Genomic DNA, 20,112 nt, shown 5'->3' on the forward strand with positions numbered 1-20,112 from the left:
AGGGAAATGAAATAAAAGAATATTATAAAATAAAAATCCAATCAATATTGAAATTGGAAGTGGCAAAGGAAATTTCATTATAAATCTTGCTAAACAAAATTCAAATCAAAATTATATTGCTATTGAAAAAAATATTTCTATTGTAACTATATTATTAAAAAAATTAATTGAAAATAAATTATGTAATTTAAAAATAATTATAGAAGATGCCATAAATTTAAAAGATTTTTTTGCCAATAATGAAATTAATAAAATTTAGGCTTTTATCCCTTTATGTACTATTTTTAAATTTTATCACATAAACGGAGATAAAAGCCTATCTAGGAAATTATCCCCGCATGTATCTAAATCAAACACAAAATTATAGTTTCAAAACTAGGTATATTATTGGATTTATATGCAGCTTCTTTTGCATATAAATGAATATTGTGTTTTGAAAATTTTATGTGTGTTCGAAAAGTTCGTCGGATGTGTTTTCATGCAGATTCAATCTGGTTTGTGTTTACACCTTTTGATGACACATACCCAACTTCATGATTTACGATTTCATGTTTGTGATAGAAGTTTTTGAAACTTCCATATCCCCTCCAAGAATCCGTAAATAGACAACACCCAGTAGAAATGTGTTTCAATGCAAATCATAAAAAGTTTTTCTCATCTGCTTTTTTCAATACTTTCACAATTAGTTTGTTGCTGGTTTTCTCATAAACTCCAACAATCAAGGTTTTATTCAACAAGGATCTTCTTTTTTTTTAAAAACTACATGTGAAAAATACATTTCATCCATCTGTGCTGTGCCATCATCAATGAACCCTGCATCTTGATTCCAAATTCTAGTTCTGATTTCATGACTCATTCTTCAAGCTGTTTTATATGTCACACCCGATTCCCTTGCAACATCTGTTGATGGTATACCATGCTTTGTGTTTATTCATCTAAAGATGAGATAAAACCAAGATGTCAAAGGTGTTTGTGACTTGTGAAAAATGGTGTCATGAAGAATACTAAATGTTTGATGACATTTCAAACATCTTATTCTTTTTAAATCAGAAACATTCAAACTAGAAGAAAAACACCTGATACATTTCATTACTTTCAACTTCGCTATATATTTCAAACAATCGTTTTCATTTTGAAATATGCTATTGAATTCATTTTAATTCATTTTTTCCTCCACACTAGTACATGTGGGGATAATTTCCAAAATTTATTTAAATTTTTATGATCCATGACCTAAAAAAAGACATTTTAAAAGAAGATTAACATACCAAAAATTTTTAGAAATATACAAAAAAATTTTAATAAAAAATGGTCAACTTCACTTTAAAACAGATAATAACAATTTATTTAATTATTCACTTTTAGAATTTCAAAAAAATAAATGAAATTTATTAGAATATAAAATTAATCTACATCAAGATAATAATATAATAAAAAATGATGAAGCATTTATTAAAACTGAATATGAAGAAAAATTCATTAAACAAAATAAAAACATTAATTATTTATTAATACAAAAAAATAAAATTGAAGTTTAAACTTCAATTTTATTAAAAAAAGTTAATGATTAACTAAGATTATATTCATATTAAACTATAAAGATTTTTCATCAAATGTTACATTTAATTTTCCACCCTGTGAATCTCAAGAAATAGGTAAATTTAAAAAAAACAGTTTTTGGGTTATCGGGATTATCTGTTGAAATAATTGAATAAGTGTTAGAACCAATTTTAAGTTGTTCTTTATAACCGTTATCAACTAAAAGTTTAATCAAATCTTTAATAGTATAGTCACTTTTACTTCATTGACCCGTTTGTGATCAATAATATGAATAACTAATAGTATCAGTTAAATTTACTGGATAACTAATTTTCCCTTCATTATGATACGTTCCTTGCTTAATAGTATATAAAACTGTTCCTATTGAATGTGATTTTAATTTAAATGATTGACTTAGATTAGTTAATGTTTCACTATCACTAGTAGTTTTAGTTCCTTGTTGCTCTGAACCAAATTCAGCACTAGTTTCAACATCACTTTTACCAACTAAAAGAATTTTAAATTCAGCTTTAACTTTAACTCCAATTTTTTCTAATATTTTTCAAGAAAAAGTATTAGTATTAGTAATAGTTTTAGATTGTGATTGAGTTTGATAAATTTGTTTGGTATTAAAACTATTAGTATAAATGTCTTGAAAAGAATCTACTATATTTTCATCTTTAGCAACAGTCTTTATTGGTTTTAAAGTACCTTCTTTGCCAGTAAAATATTTATCATATTCTTTTTGAATCAAATCCTTCATGGAAATTGGTATTTCATAATTACCATCTGCTACTCATCCATTTTTTGGAATAATTGTATTATTGATATCTTTAATAATATTTTCCATGGAAATTATTTAAAATTAACATTATTTTTAACAAATTTTATCTTTTATTCTTATATAAATAAGTAATAATTAATTATTTAATTTATACGAAAACTTATAATATTGATAATAGTAATATTATAAATAACATTAAAAGTAAATATTGTATAAAATATTTTATTTGAATTTATTATAAAGAATTAAAAAAACAAATATTTTAAGTAATTAAGGAGAATACTAATGCCATTATCATTAATAACTGAAACCACACCTTTATTACCACTATCAAATAATACTGGCACATGAAAACAAACTATTAAAATTGAACTAATGAATTTTACCAAGAAATTAAACATTTAGTTTCGGGGTCGTTATGAATATCATCAGTTATTATTACAATTGCTAGTTTAAACATTATTAGTACTCAAGTAAATAGTAATGAGTATATAGATTTTAAAAAGGCATTTACTACTTTAATTAAATGAGAAGTACTTGGCAATACTACTATTTTACTCTTTGTTTCATTTCTAAAGAAATGTTTAACAAATTTCGGTAATAGTCAATTAGAAAAAAAACTTTATTTTATAAAGTATGAAATAAAATAAAAGATAAAGTATTTACTAATACTACTGAAACAACTAACCTTAATTTTGAGGAAATAAAAACTAAAATTAATGTTCTTGAAACAAATAAAAATACATTAGAAACACAAATGAAAGAGTTTTCAAACTTATGTCAACAATTAGTTACAAAGTTTAAAACTCTTTTAAATAATAATACTGAAAATGATATTATATTAACCATTGAAGAAAACATTAATAACAATCTTAAAGCATATTCAATAATTACTAATGAATTAATAAAAATTATTGCTACTTTCGCAGTTTTTACTAGCGGAGTAGCTTTTGCTAGTTCTATAAAAACGATATAGCCAATGATTTACCTTTAAATCCAACATCCTTTGTTAAAACTTTTACTGCTCTTGAAACTATTATTGTATCCTTTTTAGCATTAATAATTTTTAAATTAAAATTTAATCTATTTGAAAATGGATTAAAAAATATTAAACACTCATTATTATGAAAATGCATTAAAAAAATTATTAATAAACCTACTGTTAGTGAAGCAAATATTGAATTAGAATATGAAAAAATAACTGTTTTAAAAAGATGATATGATTTAAGTTTTATTAAACTAGAATTTAATTTAAATGAAATACAAAAAATTTTAGAAATACAAACTTTAAATCCCAATAATAACTACAATAGCAATATTTGTAAAAATATTAAATATTTATTTACTTGATTAATATAAATAGTTTCTTCAATGACACTTGATAGTTATTTTGATATTATTACTGCTCAAATAAGTGCTAACAAAAAAATAGATTTTATAAAAGATTTAAAACTACTAATAACTAAAGAAAATATAATAGTTGCAATAATAGCCCAAATTGGTTTTTCATTTAAACTTAATATTACTGATTTTTGTTGAGAAAAATTTAAAAATACATATACTTGTCAAGCATTAAGTTATATATGTAATTTTCCTAAAATATTATCACTCTGTTTACTCAAACAATTCAATTTTCCAATTAAATTCAAATATTACTGAAGAAAATTTAGAAAAATTAGTCAAAAATTATTATGAAAAATTTAATAAAAATATTAAAATCTTAGAAAAAATAAATATTAAATTAAATGATACTATTGATACAAGTAATCGATTAAATATTAATAAAATTAATAATTATCAACTACCACTATTATTAAAAACACTACAAAAAATAGAATCAAATATTTTTTCAATACCAATTAACTAAAAATATTGTCAAATAACTTTTTTATAAAATAAAAAAGGAATAATTGTTATGATTATTCCTTTTTATAACTTTATTTACTTGTACTATAATTTTTCATATATTGAACTAATGTTTTAATTAATACACCCATACCACGATCATTTTTATAAGCAGTTCCCGCAATATCTAAATGTAAAAATGGTTTATCTTCACTAAATTCTTTTAAAAATGCAGCAGCATTTGATGAACCACCATATGGATCTTTAGAAAGATTACTTAAATCAGCTATTTTAGATGAACGCATATTTAAAATATTTTGTTGATGAATTGGCATTCTTCAAATTTCTTCATTAGTTTGTTGTGATGATAAATCAAAATCATTAAATAATTTATCATCAGTAGCAAAAGCACCAGTCATATAGCTACCTAATGCCACTAGCATTGCGCCAGTTAAAGTTGATAATTCAATAATACGATTTGCTTTTCCTTTACGTAAAGCATATGTCATACCATCTGCTAATACCAACCTTCCTTCTGCATCGGTATTATTAATTTCTACAGTTTTACCATTCATTGAAGTAAAGACTGTTTCTACTAAAGTAGCATGACCACCAATCTTATTTTCTGTTAAACAAGCAACAGCGACAAAGTTTATTTTTAATTGTAATTTAGCAGCAGCAATGGCAGCATTACATACACTAGCTGCACCCGACATATCAAATTTCATACCTTTCATTGCTGAAGAAGGTTTTAGTGAATAACCACCACTATCAAAAGTAATTCCTTTACCAACTAATCCTAAAATATCATCGGCATGCTGTGGATGACCTTTATATTCTAAAACAACAACACGAGCATCAAAATTACTTCCGGCATTAACTGCTAATAATAAATTCATATTTAGTTCTGTTATTTCTTTTTGCCCTAAAACCTTTACTGATAAATTTTTAATACCTTTTGCTGCATCTTGAATTTTTTTTGCAAAAACTTCGGGATATAATAAATTAGGTGGCAAATCTTGCAAATTACGTGCTAAATTAATACTTTCTCCTTGAATTTCGATCTGTTGTTGTGAAGTATAGTTAGGGAATTTTGCTGTTGAAACAACATTATATTTAACTTTTTTTTCTTCAATTTTTTTACTTTTTAAAGTATATTCTTTAAAAGTACCGAATCATAATGCTTCATATATAGTTTGTAAAAGTATACTTTCATCTAAATTACTCGTAACAAAAGATTTGACATCAATATCCAAATCTTGACTATTATTACTACTAAAATTTACAAAAAAATTATAAACATCATTACGAGTTAAGCCCTTACTATCACCTAAATATAGGTAATAAGTTTTATCTTCAGAAATTAATGTTAATTTATTTTTTTCTTTAGCAATCAACTCATGAGGAACTTTATCAGCAAATACCGCTGTTAATTTTAATTCAAGTTTACTACTAACATTAAGTAGAATATTTTTATCCATATTTTCACTCCTAAATGGTAATATTAAAATAATTACAATATATCTGAATTAATATTTTCAAAAATTACAACAAAAATAGATAAGTTAAACAATATTATTGTATTATTATTATATTATTATTGTATTGTAATATTAACATAGAATGGAGCAAAAACTATGAAGCGTTCTGAATTAAATGAAAAAAATAAAAAAAAGTACTGCTGAAATTTTAAGCATTTATTTATTAATAATGAATCTTGAAAAAAAGCTTTACCTGAGTTTGATAAATTTGCCAATCAACTTTTAACTTTTAAAGGAAAATTAAATAATATTGATAACTTTAAAAAATATTTAGTAATTAGCAAAGAAATATCAATGTTAGGCTCTAAAGTTGTACAATATTTACATTATGGAGATTTAGATCAAACTAACTTAGAATTGCAACAATTATCTAGTTTATTTGCGACTCAACAAAGTAAGTTATCGGAAAAGTTAGCATGGATTGAATCAGAAATTAAAACTATTGGTTTACAAACTATTAAAAACTGGATTAATAATGATCCCTCATTAATGATATATAAACATGATATGGAAGTTTTCTTTAAATTTGAAAAATTTATTTTAAGTGAGCACGATGAAACTTTACTAAGCAAAGTTAGTAAATCAAGAAGTGCTGGTGGTGGTTTATATGATAGTTTGGTTTATGCTGATAAACAAAAAACAATGTTTAATTATCAAAATAAAGAACAAGAATTAACACAAACTTTATATTTAGACATTTTAGAAAATAGTAATCCAGTAAAAGATCAACAATTAAGAATTGATATTTCAAAAAAATTTTATGAAGATATTAAAAATAAAAAACATTCATTAGCAAAAGTTTATGAAAGTATTTTAGAAGTAGCTGTTGAAGAAATAAAAATTCGTAACAACGATAAAGAAAAAGATAATAAAAAACATTTAACTACTTTAGAATATAGTTTATTAAGTGATGATGTACCATTAATACTATATGAAAATTTAATAAAAACGGGACAGAAACACGCTATTTTAGTAGAAGAATTTTATAATTTAAAACGTAAATTTTTTAAATTTAAAAAATTTTATAGTACCGATACTAGTTTAAAAATGACAACAATACCAACCAAAAAATTCAGTGTTGAAGAAGGTATTAATTCAATCAAAGAAATTTTAAGTATCTTAGGTGATGAATATTTAGAACAATTAAACTTAGCATTATTACCAGGTAGAATTGACTATTATGAAGACACAAATAAACGAACTGGTGCTTATTCAACAGGTGGTAATGGCGTAGAACCCATTATTTTAATGAATTGAGATGATACTATTAATTCACTTAATACACTAGCTCATGAATTAGGTCATTCTGTTCACACCCTATTTTCAGAAAAATATCAAAAATATCCAAATGCTGACTATCCAATTATTTTAGCTGAAGTTGCTTCAACAGTTAATGAACATCTAGCATTTGATTATTTATATAATAAAGCGTCAAATAATCAAGAACGCATTTACTTACTACAAACTCATATTGAAACTGTAATTGGTACTTTTTTTCGTCAAATTCAATTTGCTGAATTTGAATGAGAAGCACATAAATTAGTAGAAAAAGAAGTGCCATTAAACGCCGATATTTTGGCTGATTTATTTGAAAATACAGCTAATAAATATGGACAAAAAGCATTAGATAAATACGAAGAAAAAGCAAAAGAATACTCATGACCACGAATTCTTCATTTTTTCCACTCACCTTATTATGTTTATAAATATGCTACTTCAATTACCGTTTCTTATAAACTTTATGAAGATGTTAAAAATGGTAAAAAAGAAAATTTACTTAACTTTTTAAAAACTGGTGGCAGCAAATATCCATTAGATATTTTAAAAGATGCGGGTGTTGATTTAACACAAATTGATGTTTATAATCCATTAATTACTAATTTAAAGAAAATGATTAACCAATTATCAGACTTAATTAATAATAAAGATAATTAAATTGCAAAAAATAATATATAATACTAATGGTGTTTTAGTTTTTTAGCATTTTATTTAAAACGTTATAAAATAATATGTACATATTTTGACTATTACAATTAGTAAAGACTAAGGAGAATAAATAAAAAATGAATGTGAAATTTGATTTTGAAGATATAAATCTAATTGCAAATAAAGGAATAGTTAAATCACGAAAAGAATGTGATACCAGCGTTAAAATAAATGATTTTACTTTTAAAATTCCAATTATTCCGGCAAATATGAGTGCTGTCATTAACCAAGAATTATGTATTTGATTGGCTAAAAATAATTACTTTTATGTAATGCACCGTTTTAATATCGATCAAATTAAATTTATTAAAAGTATGCATGAACAAAAATTATATGCTTCAATTAGCATTGGTGTTAAAAAAGAGGATAAAGAGTTACTTGAACAATTAATCAAACTGAATCTAATTCCTGAATTTATTACTATTGATATTGCTCATGGTCATAGTAATGCTATGAAAGAAATGATTAAATTTATAAAAACTACTTTTGCTAAAACAAATACTAAACCTTTTATTATTACTGGTAACGTTATGACAAAAACCGCTGTTAAAGATTTAGAAAAATGAGGAGCTGATGCAATTAAATTTGGTGTTGGCCCAGGAAAAGCTTGTATTACTAAACTAAAAACTGGATTTGGTACAGGTGGTTGACAATTAAATGCTTTACAAGATGTTGCCAATAACACCACTAAACCATTAATTGCAGATGGCGGTATTAGATGTAATGGTGATATTGCTAAAGCAATAGCTTTTGGTGCCACTATGATTATGGCAGGAAGTATTTTAGCGGGTTATGATGAATCACCTGGCAAAATTGTTACAATAAATGGTCAATCTTACAAAGAATATTTTGGATCAGCAAGTATTTTTAACAAAGCGGAAGCGAAAAATATTGAAGGTAAAAAAATACTTGTTCCATATAAAGGTTCAATTGCTGATACTTATAAAGAAATGGAAGAAGATTTACAATCTGCTATTTCTTATGCTGGCGGTAAAGATTTATCTGCATTAACAAAATGTGATTATGTTATTGTTAAAGGTACTATTAATAATGGTGACGATCGTTAATAACTTTTAATTTTTCTTTAAAAACAATTCTGGGTACCCAGAATTGTTTTTTATTAAAATATAAGCAAATCAAACAGCCTATGATGATAATTGAATTCACCGGCATAATTGTTTAATGATATTAAAGAATCTAATGATTAAATTATTTTTAATATTTGAACTACTTTGTCTGAAATTTTTTTCTGATTTTTTATCATTATTTTATATTTATTTTGATTACATTTCTTTATGATATCTTCTTTAATAGTTTTACTTTTTTTACTTTTTTCCATATTTTTTTGCTTTTTAGTTTATATTCAATTATATTTTAATAAAATATAATGAATTAAATAAACTTTATTTAAAATACCAGACAAAAATATATTGTGAAATACGTTTTATTTCTTTATAATAAATATAAAAATTAATATAAGTTTTTTAATCCATTTACTTTCATTTCAAAGTAAATGGTTTTTTATTTTGAAGGGGATGAAAAGATGATTAATAAAGCAAAATTACCTTTATTAGAAACAAGTGCACATATTAATTATAATGGAATTAATAATTCAAATATGTCAATAAATCATAATGATTCATCTAGTACTGAAAGTATTATAACTTTAGATGATGATCAAATAACAAATGGAAGAGAAAATAATAATTTAAACAGTTTATTATTTGATGGTGATTCAGTAAATACTATTGTTAATTTTAGCAATGATTGAACGGATACTGATGATCGTTATGGTGGAAAAACACAGAAAAGATTAGATATTAATGGTAATTGAGAATATAATACGAAATTTATAACAGATGATATTTTAAATGAAAAAATAGCAAATATTGATAATCAATTATATTTAATGAAAGAAATTATATTAAATGATGGCAGAGTTATTTTAGAATTATCAAATTTAAATGAAAATAAAAAAATTGAAACAAAATATAAAATATACAATAATGAAGAAGAAAGAGAATACAATAATAATTTAAATGACTTGGATTTAACTATTTTTTTACCAATAAATAAAGAAAAACCTAATTTTTTAAAAAAATTTTTCAGTTCAAAATATATGTTTTTACCTAATACATTTTTTTTAAATTTTGCTTTCGGATCAGTATTATTATTTGAAGCTAAAAATTATTTTCATAAAGAAAAGTTACCTGAAAATCTTTATCATAATTTTTGAGATGTATTAATGAGTGGTATTAGTGGTATTACAGTAATGAATTTATCGTATTTAAATTACAAACTTATTTCTTTAAAAAATAAATGAAAATACTTATCTTTTTCTTTAGTAATTGGTGGTATTAGTATTTGAGATCAATTTTTATATTTATATGTTAGTGAAGAAAATTTAAACTTCATCTCTTTTATAGAAAGAATAAGTATTTTTTTTACTAGTATTTTAATTGAAGAATTAATTTTTGATAAAATCGCTCAACCTTGCATTGAAAAATTATGACAAAATTTAAAAAATGAAAACTTTTCAAAAATTATTAAATATGGTAGTACTGTTAGTATGCTTCTTTTTGTATCAAGTTTTAAAAATATATTAACTGGTCTTTATGGCGAAAAAAAAGAAATAAATTTAGAAAAAATTAAAAAAGCACTTCCATTAACACTATTAACAGTAATTTTTGAAAGTACTCTTACTTCTTGTTCTTTTTCTTATTTTGATTGATTTTGAACAAAAATTTCAATTGCAAAAGGAATAGAAAGATTTGGTAATCAACAAGCACAAAATTATAGTTTTAAAAAATTAATAAAACAATTTAATTTTCAAGCATTTAATGCAAACTTAATAAATGAAAGCGAACCGATAGATCATCCAGATTCAAATCAACCATCTATCCAAGTTATGTAAAAGTAAAGTCATTAATTCATTTTTTGATGAAATATAAAAAATAACACATTTTAGTTTAATATATTAAAACGAAGAAGTAAACCCCCTATTATCGTTATATCCAATTTCATTGAAACAGCGATTGGGATCCATTTCATTTCAAGATACAGCATGTCTAGATGTTGAAGGTTGAGATTGCATAGTTGCGACTTCTTAATCCAGAAATCTTTTGTTTAATTTCATATAGTATGATTACCATTATTGATTAATTTTTAGTTTCATAATTACCTGACAAATTTATATATTTTAATAGATTCTTTTTAAAATTTTTATATTTTGAAAAGAAAAGTATAATAAATAAGATATATTTTATTGATACTTATTAGGGGGTAATTATGAATAAATTAACAAAAACAAAAATTAAAAAAGGAAATTATCCCTACATGTACTAGTGTGGAGGAAAAAATGAATTGAAATGAATTCAATAGCATATTTCAAAATGAAAACGATTGTTTGAAATATATAGCGAAGTTGAAAGTAATGAAATGTATCAGGTGTGCTTCTTCTAGTTTGAATGTTTCTGATTTGAGAAGAATAAGATGTTTGAAATGTCATCAAACATCTTATTATTCTTCATGACACCATTTTTCACAAGTCACAAACACCTTTGACATCTTGGTTTTATCTCATCTTTAGATGAATAAACACCAAACATGGTATACCATCAACAGATGTTGCAAGGGAATTGGGTGTGACATATAAAACAACTTGAAGAATGGGTCATGAAATCAGAACTAGAATTTGGAATCAAGATGCAGGGTTCATTGATGATGGCACAGCACAGATGAATGAAATGTATCTTTCACATGTAGGTTTTAAAAAAAAAAGGATCTTTCTTGTTGAATAAAACCTTGATTGTTGGAGTTTATGAGAAAACCAGCAACAAACTAATTGTGAAAGTATTGAAAAAAGCAGATGAGAAAAACCTTTTATGATTTGCATTGAAACACATTTCTACTGGGTGTTGTCTATTTACGGATTCTTGGAAGAGATATGGAAGTTTCAAAAACTTATATCACAAACATGAAATCGTAAATCATGAAGTTGGGTATGTGTCATCAACAGGTGTAAACACAAACCAGATTGAATCTGCATGAAAACACATCCGACGAACTTTCCGAACACACATAAAAGTTTCAAAACACAATATTCATTTATATGCAAATGAAGCTGCATATAAATTCAATAAGATACCTAGTTTTGAAACTATAATTTTGTGTTTGATTTAGATACATGTGGGGATAATTTCCTAGATAGGCTTTTATCTCCATTTATGTGATAAAATTTAAAAATAGTACATAAAGGGATAAAAGCCTTAAAGAATTAAAACTTGTGCAAATACAAGCACTCACAATACAACAAATACAAGCACTTACAAACGAACAAATAACAATATTACGACAATCACAAATAAAAGAATTTACCAAAAAACAAATTCCGTTTTTTACAGATATGCAAATTCAATGTTTTATAAGATTTTTGAAAAAAGAACAAATGGATGGGTTACACTTTATTGGACACTAATTAAGTAAACAAGTGAACAAATTAGTTAAAAGAAAGGAGTTATAATTATGGCCAATATTAATTCATGTTCAGATTAATTTAAAAAACAAATAGTAACTTTATATCAAAGTGATAAGTCAGTGTCTTGTCTTGCTAAAGAGTACAATGTTACAAGAGCAGCTACTTATAATTGAATTAAGCAATTTACTAATTCAGGCATTTTTAAAACTAAAGATAACCGTTCTGTTGAAGAAAATGAATTAATTAAATTAAGAAAATAATTAAAACAATTAAGAATAAAAAATGATATTTTAAAGCAAGCAGCACTAATAATAGGCAGAAAATAGAAATTATTATCAAAAATAAAGTTAAATATAAAATTCGTACAATGTGTCGTTTTTTAAAAATATCTAAATCAACATATTATTTTAATTTCAAGAAAAAAGAAGATAAAATTCAAAATAATATGTATGATGAAGCTGTTATTAGTGCTTTTAAAGAAAATAAAGAAGCTTATGAAACAAGAAGATTAAAAGTTGTTCTAAAAGAAAAGAAAATTAATTTATCAAGACGAAAAATTAAAAAAATTATGAATAAACATAATTTAATATCAAAATACACTAAATTATCATAAAAAAATTATCATAATAAAGTCAATGATAGTCAAATTACTAATCTTGTTAATAGAGACTTTAATAATAGGCTTAAAAATGAAGTTATTGTTAGTGATTTAACTTATGTTCAAGTTAATGATAAATGAAACTATATTTGCTTATTAATCGACCTGTACAATCGCGAAATTATTGGACATAGTGTAGGTACTAAAAAAGATGCATCATTAGTATATCAAGAATTTATGTGCTCAAATCCTTGTTTAAAAAATATTGAAATATTTCATAGCGATCGCGGTAATGAATTTAATAATAAAAGTTTATCAATAGTTTTATTAGCCTTCAATATTACCCACTCTTTAAACAAAAAAGGTTGTCCTTATGATAACGCTGTTGCTGAAGCAAATTTCAAAACTTTCAAAACAGAGTTTATTAATGATAAAAATTTTACATCATTAATCCAATTAAAATTAGAATTATTTGATTATATCAATTGATACAACAACATAAGAATCCACAGCACTCTAAACTACTTAACCCCCATAAAACACCAAGCACAAATGTCTACCAAAAAACAGTCCTAAAAAAGGTTGCTATTCCAAATTTACTCAAAAACAAATACCCTATTTCACAACAGAACAAATACAAGTTTTTACTAAAGAACAAATACCAGCATTTACAGAATGACAAATACCAGCATTCACAACACAACAAATACAAGCAATAACACTATTACAAATTGACTGCTTACTAAAAAAGCAAACTGATTGATTAACAAAAAAACAAGTCTCGGCTTTAACTAATGAACAACTTCAAGCTTTCATTACGCTGAGAAATAATTGTTCAATTAAAAATGAAGAAAAAAATGTTTTCAAAAATCATTCTCTATAGAAGAAAAACAACCAGAAGCAAGAAGTAACATCAAATATGCAAATGATGATAAAATTACTGAATCTTACACATTGACTCAAAATTCTGAAAGTGAAAGTAATTATGAAACAATATGAACTAAATTCAAAAAAAGGTTTTTAAAAAGGAGGAAGAAAAAAAAGAAAAGAAAGAAAAAAACAGAAACTTTAGAAAAAGAAATAATAAAAATATCACATCCTAAAATAAAATCTAGTTCTTTTTCTTCTGCAACAATTATGGAAAGTAAAATAGCTAAAAATAATAAATACACATATAAAAATTATTCTATTATTTCTGATTCAAAATAATTTGTGAACTAGTTGAAAAAGAACGTGGTTTTGGACATATGTTTTTAAGTGAAAATGCCAAAAAACGAATACTAGAAAGATTTTTTGAAAAAACGGGTTTTGATTTAACAAATAAGCACAATTTAGAGTTAATTAATAAACAAATAAAACAAATTCAAAATGAAATAAATAAAGGATTAACCATGAAAGTAATAGCCGAGCAAGAAAAATATTATGAAAAATATAAAATAAGATGTCATAAATAAGCTGAACTTAAAAAAATACAAATACTACTAATTCATTATTCGTTATGAACGATTCAGATGATGATATAAGTAATAAAAGAAAACACATTTGAAAACTAAACACCAATCATGAGAAAAAGAAGTAAATAAGTTAGAACCAGAAAGTAATTTAACACAACAACCTTCAAGAGGTTTTTTAATAATCTGTGTATCTTTGTTTTACAAATTTACTAGTTTAGATTAATTCTATCTTCAAATTTTATCATAAAATGAGCAATTGCTGTATTTCAATTTTGAATGGGCATTGTTCATTTTTTTTGTTATATTTTCAATTGCTAATTAAAATATTTTGAAAACTGCCATATCATTTGGAAAAACTTTTTTATTTCTAATAACTTTTCGTAATTGACTATTAACAGATTCAATAGCATTTGTTGTATAAATCACTCTTTTGATTTCTGCAGGATAACTAATAAAAACCATTAAATTATCTCAATTTTTATATCACGATTTAGCAATTTGAGGATATTGTTTATTTCATTTACTTTCAAAAGTTTCTAAATCTTGCATTGCTTGTTATTCACTACATGCACTATAAATTGGTTTTAAATCTGTAACTAGTGATTTTCTATGTTTGTATGAAACATATTTTAAACTATTTCTAATTTGATGAACTATGCATAATTGATGTTCGGTTTTAGGATAAACTGATTGTATTGCTTCTGACATTCCTGTTAAATTGTCACTACAAGCAATAAGAATATCATTTAAGCCTCGATTTTTCATTTTTGTGAAATTAGATAATCAAAACTTAGAACCTTCATTTTCACTAATTCATAAACCTAAAACATCTTTTTTACCTTCTAAATAAACACCTAATGCTATATAAACTGATTTGTTAATAATGCGTTTATCTTGTCGTACTTTAACTACTATACAATCAAAATAAACAATCGGATAAACACTTTCTAATGGCCGATTTTGTCATGCTTTAACATCATCAATAACATCATCAGTAATTTGACTAATAACACTTTCACTAATATCAGCACCATGATATAACTCTTGTAACTGCATTCTAATATCTGATAAAGTCATGCCTTTGACATATAATGAAAGAACTTGTTGATCAAAACCATCAAATCTTCTTTGTCTTTTTGAAACTATTACTGGCTCAAAATTACTATTACGATCTCGTGGTACATTAATCTCAATTTTACCTTGTTGGGTTATTAATTTTTTTGAATTTATACCATTGTGAGCATTATCACTATTATTATGTTGATTTTTTTCATATCCTAAATAATTTTGCATTTCAGAATTCAACATTTTTTCAACTAATCTTTTTGTTAATTCTTTATATAAACCTCCCTCTTTAAATACGGTTGTTAAATCCTCAGTATTTTCTAATAATAAATCTACTGCTTTTGATATTGGATCATTATTATTAATATTTTGTTTTTTAGACATACGTAACTCACTCTTTCTAGTTATTTAATTTTATTTACTAGAATTAATTAAACATAGTTATTTTTGTAAGTTACACAGATTACTAAACATTACCACCTTCAACTAGTTATTATAAAAGTGACAGTATTAATTTACATGCTCCTTCTGTTATTACAACATCTACTTCTGTTTTTAATACTTCTGTTGATTTTCAAATTAATGAATTAGAAACAAGATTAAAACTATTACAATGTCCCGAACCACCTTCGAATATATTTGTTCAAATTGAAAGAGAACAACTTGAACCCAATTTGGAAGAAATTAAAGCATTTAAATCTAATTTTAATATTTAATTAAGAAACTTGAAGGAAGTACTTCTATTACATATTACTCATCTTTAGATGAAGTATAAAAAATAACACATTTTAGTTTAATATATTAAAACGAAGAAGTAAACCTCCTATTATCGTTATATCCAATTTCATTGAAACAGCGATTGGGATCCATTTCATTTCAAGATACAGCATGTCTAGATGTTGAAGGTTGAGATTGCATAGTTGCTTGATTTCTTAATCCAGAAATCTTTTGTTTAATTTCATTAATTCTACTATTATTAAAACGACCACAACTAATAATAACTCAAAATTTATTAGAAAAATTTCGCCCTCCTTTATCTGTTTCTAATTTTTGGATTTCTTTTTCTAATTTTTCTAATTGAGCTTGATATTGATTTAACGTTACTTCATATTTACATCAATTTTATTTTTACTAACATTTAATTTTGCAATTTTTTTATCTATTTTTGCAATATCTAAATTTCTTCTACCCATCCAACGATTTAAATCGCAAATATTTTCCATCTTCAATTTTAATCTTATTTTTAATCTTGCATCTAAAACCTCTTTTTCTAATTTTAGATTTGGACATAATCATCAATTTTCTTGTTTTATTGAAAAAAATTTATTTGCTATTTCAAGTTCATTTCTAGCAATTTTACAAAATATTCTTTTTGTTTTGTATGTTCTTCTTTCTAACTTAACAGCTAATCTTGCTGTTTTTAATTTTAACTTTAATAAAATTAATTTTTTAGTTAAATCATGAGCATTAAAATTTTCAATTTGCTGTTCTATATTTGTTTCTTCAACTTCCAATACTCTTATTTCACTATCTAATTTCTCTTCTCGTATCATTTCTTTGGATATTTCTTCATCTAATGCTACTATGTTTTCTTTTCATTTTTTTATCATATATGTTGTTTGTAATTGTTTATTTGGTAATTGATTTTTTAATTTTAATATTTCTTCTCTATTTTTTTCTATTTGTTTTTGGATTTCATAAAGTTCATTAATATTTATAATCTTGTCTATTTTTTTAATTTGTTCAAAATGTTTTTTTTCTTTCTTTTTCTAATTTTTTTTCAATCCTTAAAAATATTATTTTGTTTTGTTTTGTTTTTATTACAGTATCTATTTTTTTGATTTATTCTTTAAAAATTTTTGATTCCTTTCTAATTGTTTCTATCACTAACTTCTTCCTTTCTTTTTTATTTAATATAAAAAAAATCATTACTTTCTTAAAAAAATAATAGATTGAAAACTATATTTAGTTTTACTTTTACATTGTATATAAATATAATAAATTTACATGATATATACATTAATACTATTTTCTATATACAATTCAATAACTTATAATTATTTTAAAATAAATTATTAATGGCTTTTATCCCTTTATGTACTATTTTTAAATTTTATCACATAAATGGAGATAATTTCTTTATTAATAATCTAATATTTACTAACAAAAATAAATTATTTTTTAATTTATATTAATTTTAGGAAATTATCCCCACATGTACTAGTGTGGAGGAAAAAATTAATTGAAATGAATTCAATAGCATATTTCAAAATGAAAACTATTGTTTGAAATATATAGCGAAGTTGAAAGTAATGAAATGTATCAGGTGTTTTTCTTCTAGTTTGAATGTTTCTGATTTAAAAAGAATAAGATGTTTGAAATGTCATCAAACATTTAGTATTCTTCATGACACCATTTTTCACAAGTCACAAACACCTTTGACATCTTGGTTTTATCTCATATTTAGATGAATAAACACAAAGCATGGTATACTATCAACAGATGTTGCAAGGGAATTGGGTGTGACATATAAAACAACTTGAAGAATGGGTCATGAAATCAGAACTAGAATTTGGAATCAAGATGCAGGGTTCATTGATGATGGCACAGCACAGATGGATGAAATGTATCTTTCACATGTAGGTTTTAAAAAACAAGGAAGATCCTTGTTGAATAAAACCTTGATTGTTGGAGTTTATGAGAAAACCAGCAACAAACTAATTGTAAAAGTATTGAAAAAAGCAGATGAGAAAAACCTTTTATGATTTGCATTGAAACACATTTCTACTGGGTGTTGTCTATTTACGGATTCTTGGAAGGGATATGGAAGTTTCAAAAACTTCTATCACAAACATGAAATCGTAAATCATGAAGTTGGGTATGTGTCATCAACAGGTGTAAACACAAACCAGATTGAATCTGCATGAAAAAACATCCGACGAACTTTCCGAACACACATAAAAGTTTCAAAACACAATATTCATTTATATGCAAAAGAAGCTGCATATAAATTCAATAAGATACCTAGTTTTGAAACTATAATTTTGTGTTTGATTTATATACATGTGGGGATAATTTCCTAGATAGGCTTTTATCTACATTTATGTGATAAAATTTAAAAATAGTACATAAAGGGATAAAAGCCTAATTTTATTATAATATTTAATATCATATACAAACACTAAAGTAGGTTAATAATGTTAGAAATCATAAGTCTTAATAATAAACATATTACAATTAAAGTGAAAAAAAATAAAAAAGAAATTTTAAATGCACTAGGTATTATTGATATCAATAATACTAATGAATTTAAAATATTTAATACTCCGTTTGCTCTTGAAATACTACTTAAATATACAAATAATAATGATAAATTAAAACAAATATATGAGCACTCACTAATATCATGAAAAAAAATTCAACAAGAAAAAAACTTAAATGATTATCCAGGTAATCCTAAACTAAGACATTATCAACGTGTTGATGTTGCAATTTTAAAAGTAAATAAAAGATTTGGTTTATTTAATGAAATGCGTACCGGTAAAACACCCACTATTTTAACAGCATTATCAGAAATGAAAACTAATAAAATATTATTTGTTGTTCCTAAGTCAACTATTTTATTAACATGGGTTCCTGAAATTAAAAAATGAACTACCTATAATTGTATTACTATTAAAGATGATATTACTAAAGTGCGAACAGAAAAATATAATCAATTTAAAAATAGTAATAATTGTATTTTAGTAGTTTCTAAAAACACTTTTAAAAATGATATAAAAAATAAATTATTAACTAAATTTAATTTTACATTAGTTATTGATGAAGCACATTTTTTAAGAAACTACAAAACTGCACAAAGTTCAACAATTTTGGAAGTTGCAAATAAAGTATCATCAGTTTATTTTTTAACTGGTACTCCTGCTAATAATCATCCTAGTGATATTTTTGGTATATTAAAAATTATTGATAATAAACTATATAAAAATATTGATTATTGAGATTTTGTTGCTCGTTACTTTGTAATAATTAGAAAACGTATTACCAATTTTGTAACTATTAATATACCAAAACCAAATGTTAAACCACAACTAGCAGCAGAATTTGATTATTTAGTTAAAAAAATATCAACTATGTGTAAACAAATTGATGTACGTAATGAAATGCCAAAAATTAATAAAAATGATTTAATTTTAACTATGCCCAAAGCACAAACTGCAATTTATTATGATACTCTTGAAACTATGAAACAAGAATTATTTTATAATAAAAAATCTAAAATAACTTTTTTACAAATATTTACCAAATTAAGAACTATTTGTTCAACACCTATTAATGAGGGAATGAAAGAATTAGGAGCAAAATTTAATTGACTACTATACTACTTACATGATAATGAAAATGATTCAATTATTATTTATAGTAGTTTTAGTGATAAAGGAATTAACATTTTAGATAAACATAAATTAAATCATCAATTAATTACTGGTAAAGTAAATCATGAACAAAGACTTAAAGCTATTAGTGATTTTCAAAGTAAAAAATTTAAAATTATTTTATGTAATATTAAATCTACTAATGTTGGTATCACATTAGATGAAGGTGATGTTATGATTTTTCTAGATCGTGAATTAAACCAAAAAGAAAATGAGCAAGCTGAAAGTCGCTTTTTTCCAACTCAATTAAACGATAATAAAACTAGAGAAATTATTAATTTATATTGTGCTAATAATATTGATTTAAAAATTAGAGACATCCTTAATAATAAAATTGATATTAATAAAGTTATTAATGATCAAGGTATTAAATTATTTGAATAATTT

22 protein-coding genes and 1 pseudogene are annotated in these 20,112 nt (G+C 23.9%); 16 read left to right on the forward strand and 7 right to left on the reverse strand.

The window, feature by feature from the left end; all coding sequences use genetic code 4:
• Positions 1–40: 40 nt before the first annotated feature.
• Positions 41–259, forward strand: a complete 219-nt coding sequence (locus AC6I4F_RS08685; RefSeq protein ID WP_497874693.1) for a hypothetical protein — start codon at positions 41–43, stop codon at positions 257–259.
• An 85-nt stretch (positions 260–344) separates the two neighbouring features.
• Here the strand turns inward: AC6I4F_RS08685 and AC6I4F_RS08690 are convergent, their stop codons facing one another.
• Complete coding sequence (locus AC6I4F_RS08690) at positions 345–734, reverse strand: transposase (RefSeq protein WP_497873621.1); 390 nt, start codon at positions 732–734, stop codon at positions 345–347.
• Positions 683–1,117, reverse strand: a complete 435-nt coding sequence (locus AC6I4F_RS08695) for a hypothetical protein (RefSeq protein ID WP_497873622.1) — start codon at positions 1,115–1,117, stop codon at positions 683–685. The genes AC6I4F_RS08690 and AC6I4F_RS08695 overlap by 52 nt, the downstream gene beginning before the upstream one ends.
• 70 nt (positions 1,118–1,187) lie before the next feature.
• Between AC6I4F_RS08695 and trmB the strand changes: the two genes are divergently transcribed.
• A complete protein-coding gene (trmB, locus tag AC6I4F_RS08700; protein ID WP_497873623.1) occupies positions 1,188–1,538 on the forward strand; it encodes a tRNA (guanine(46)-N(7))-methyltransferase TrmB in 351 nt (116 codons plus the stop codon).
• 50 nt (positions 1,539–1,588) lie between these two features.
• Here trmB and AC6I4F_RS08705 read toward each other — a convergent pair whose 3' ends face one another.
• Positions 1,589–2,389: an ETX/MTX2 family pore-forming toxin gene (locus tag AC6I4F_RS08705; RefSeq protein WP_497873624.1), complete on the reverse strand. Its 801-nt coding sequence runs from the start codon at positions 2,387–2,389 to the stop codon at positions 1,589–1,591.
• 691 nt (positions 2,390–3,080) lie between these two features.
• On the opposite strand from AC6I4F_RS08705, the gene AC6I4F_RS08710 reads away from it, so the two are divergent.
• Positions 3,081–3,299, forward strand: a complete 219-nt coding sequence (locus tag AC6I4F_RS08710) for a hypothetical protein (protein ID WP_497873625.1) — start codon at positions 3,081–3,083, stop codon at positions 3,297–3,299.
• Positions 3,300–4,260: 961 nt separating this feature from the next.
• Here the strand turns inward: AC6I4F_RS08710 and AC6I4F_RS08715 are convergent.
• On the reverse strand, positions 4,261–5,649 hold the full coding sequence (locus AC6I4F_RS08715; RefSeq protein WP_497873626.1) for a M17 family metallopeptidase: 1,389 nt from the start codon (positions 5,647–5,649) through the stop codon (positions 4,261–4,263).
• 156 nt (positions 5,650–5,805) lie between these two features.
• Here AC6I4F_RS08715 and pepF point away from each other — a divergent pair, with 156 nt between their 5' ends.
• The 11 genes from pepF to AC6I4F_RS08770 all read left to right on the forward strand — a co-directional run bounded on the left by pepF (position 5,806) and on the right by AC6I4F_RS08770 (position 14,224).
• On the forward strand, positions 5,806–7,644 hold the full coding sequence (pepF, locus tag AC6I4F_RS08720; RefSeq protein ID WP_497873627.1) for an oligoendopeptidase F: 1,839 nt from the start codon (positions 5,806–5,808) through the stop codon (positions 7,642–7,644).
• A 128-nt stretch (positions 7,645–7,772) separates the two neighbouring features.
• Positions 7,773–8,762: a GMP reductase gene (locus AC6I4F_RS08725; protein ID WP_497873628.1), complete on the forward strand. Its 990-nt coding sequence runs from the start codon at positions 7,773–7,775 to the stop codon at positions 8,760–8,762.
• Between the two features lie 476 nt (positions 8,763–9,238).
• On the forward strand, positions 9,239–10,609 hold the full coding sequence (locus AC6I4F_RS08730) for a hypothetical protein (protein ID WP_497873629.1): 1,371 nt from the start codon (positions 9,239–9,241) through the stop codon (positions 10,607–10,609).
• 444 nt (positions 10,610–11,053) lie between these two features.
• Complete coding sequence (locus tag AC6I4F_RS08735; RefSeq protein WP_497873630.1) at positions 11,054–11,284, forward strand: hypothetical protein; 231 nt, start codon at positions 11,054–11,056, stop codon at positions 11,282–11,284.
• Positions 11,256–11,495 carry a hypothetical protein gene (locus AC6I4F_RS08740; RefSeq protein WP_497873631.1) on the forward strand — a complete coding sequence of 80 codons (240 nt, stop codon included), beginning with the start codon at positions 11,256–11,258 and terminating at the stop codon, positions 11,493–11,495. Before AC6I4F_RS08735 ends, AC6I4F_RS08740 begins: the two co-directional genes overlap by 29 nt.
• A complete protein-coding gene (locus tag AC6I4F_RS08745) occupies positions 11,488–11,877 on the forward strand; it encodes a transposase (RefSeq protein WP_497873632.1) in 390 nt (129 codons plus the stop codon). The genes AC6I4F_RS08740 and AC6I4F_RS08745 overlap by 8 nt, the downstream gene beginning before the upstream one ends.
• Positions 11,878–12,291: 414 nt before the next feature.
• A complete protein-coding gene (locus tag AC6I4F_RS08750) occupies positions 12,292–12,432 on the forward strand; it encodes a hypothetical protein (protein WP_497873633.1) in 141 nt (46 codons plus the stop codon).
• 107 nt (positions 12,433–12,539) lie between these two features.
• A complete protein-coding gene (locus AC6I4F_RS08755) occupies positions 12,540–12,785 on the forward strand; it encodes an IS3 family transposase (protein ID WP_497873634.1) in 246 nt (81 codons plus the stop codon).
• Positions 12,786–12,869: 84 nt separating this feature from the next.
• Positions 12,870–13,346, forward strand: a complete 477-nt coding sequence (locus AC6I4F_RS08760; RefSeq protein ID WP_497874694.1) for a transposase — start codon at positions 12,870–12,872, stop codon at positions 13,344–13,346.
• Between the two features lie 378 nt (positions 13,347–13,724).
• Positions 13,725–13,979, forward strand: a complete 255-nt coding sequence (locus AC6I4F_RS08765) for a hypothetical protein (protein WP_497873635.1) — start codon at positions 13,725–13,727, stop codon at positions 13,977–13,979.
• Positions 13,980–14,017: 38 nt separating this feature from the next.
• Entirely contained in the window at positions 14,018–14,224 is a 207-nt protein-coding gene (locus AC6I4F_RS08770) for a hypothetical protein (protein WP_497873636.1), read from the forward strand.
• Between the two features lie 209 nt (positions 14,225–14,433).
• Here the strand turns inward: AC6I4F_RS08770 and AC6I4F_RS08775 are convergent.
• From AC6I4F_RS08775 to AC6I4F_RS08785, 3 genes and pseudogenes are all read right to left on the reverse strand, one after another.
• A pseudogene (locus AC6I4F_RS08775) lies at positions 14,434–15,673 on the reverse strand (IS256 family transposase).
• A 109-nt stretch (positions 15,674–15,782) separates the two neighbouring features.
• A complete protein-coding gene (locus tag AC6I4F_RS08780; RefSeq protein WP_497873637.1) occupies positions 15,783–15,962 on the reverse strand; it encodes a hypothetical protein in 180 nt (59 codons plus the stop codon).
• Positions 15,963–16,389: 427 nt separating this feature from the next.
• Positions 16,390–16,899: a hypothetical protein gene (locus tag AC6I4F_RS08785; RefSeq protein ID WP_497873638.1), complete on the reverse strand. Its 510-nt coding sequence runs from the start codon at positions 16,897–16,899 to the stop codon at positions 16,390–16,392.
• Positions 16,900–17,514: 615 nt separating this feature from the next.
• Between AC6I4F_RS08785 and AC6I4F_RS08790 the strand changes: the two genes are divergently transcribed.
• Positions 17,515–18,372 (forward strand): IS1595 family transposase, encoded by an 858-nt coding sequence (locus AC6I4F_RS08790; protein WP_497873639.1) that lies wholly within the window; start codon positions 17,515–17,517, stop codon positions 18,370–18,372.
• A gap of 159 nt (positions 18,373–18,531) precedes the next feature.
• Positions 18,532–20,109: an SNF2-related protein gene (locus AC6I4F_RS08795; RefSeq protein ID WP_497873640.1), complete on the forward strand. Its 1,578-nt coding sequence runs from the start codon at positions 18,532–18,534 to the stop codon at positions 20,107–20,109.
• Positions 20,110–20,112: the final 3 nt, after the last annotated feature.

The sequence above is a fragment of the Spiroplasma ixodetis genome, from assembly GCF_059729505.1.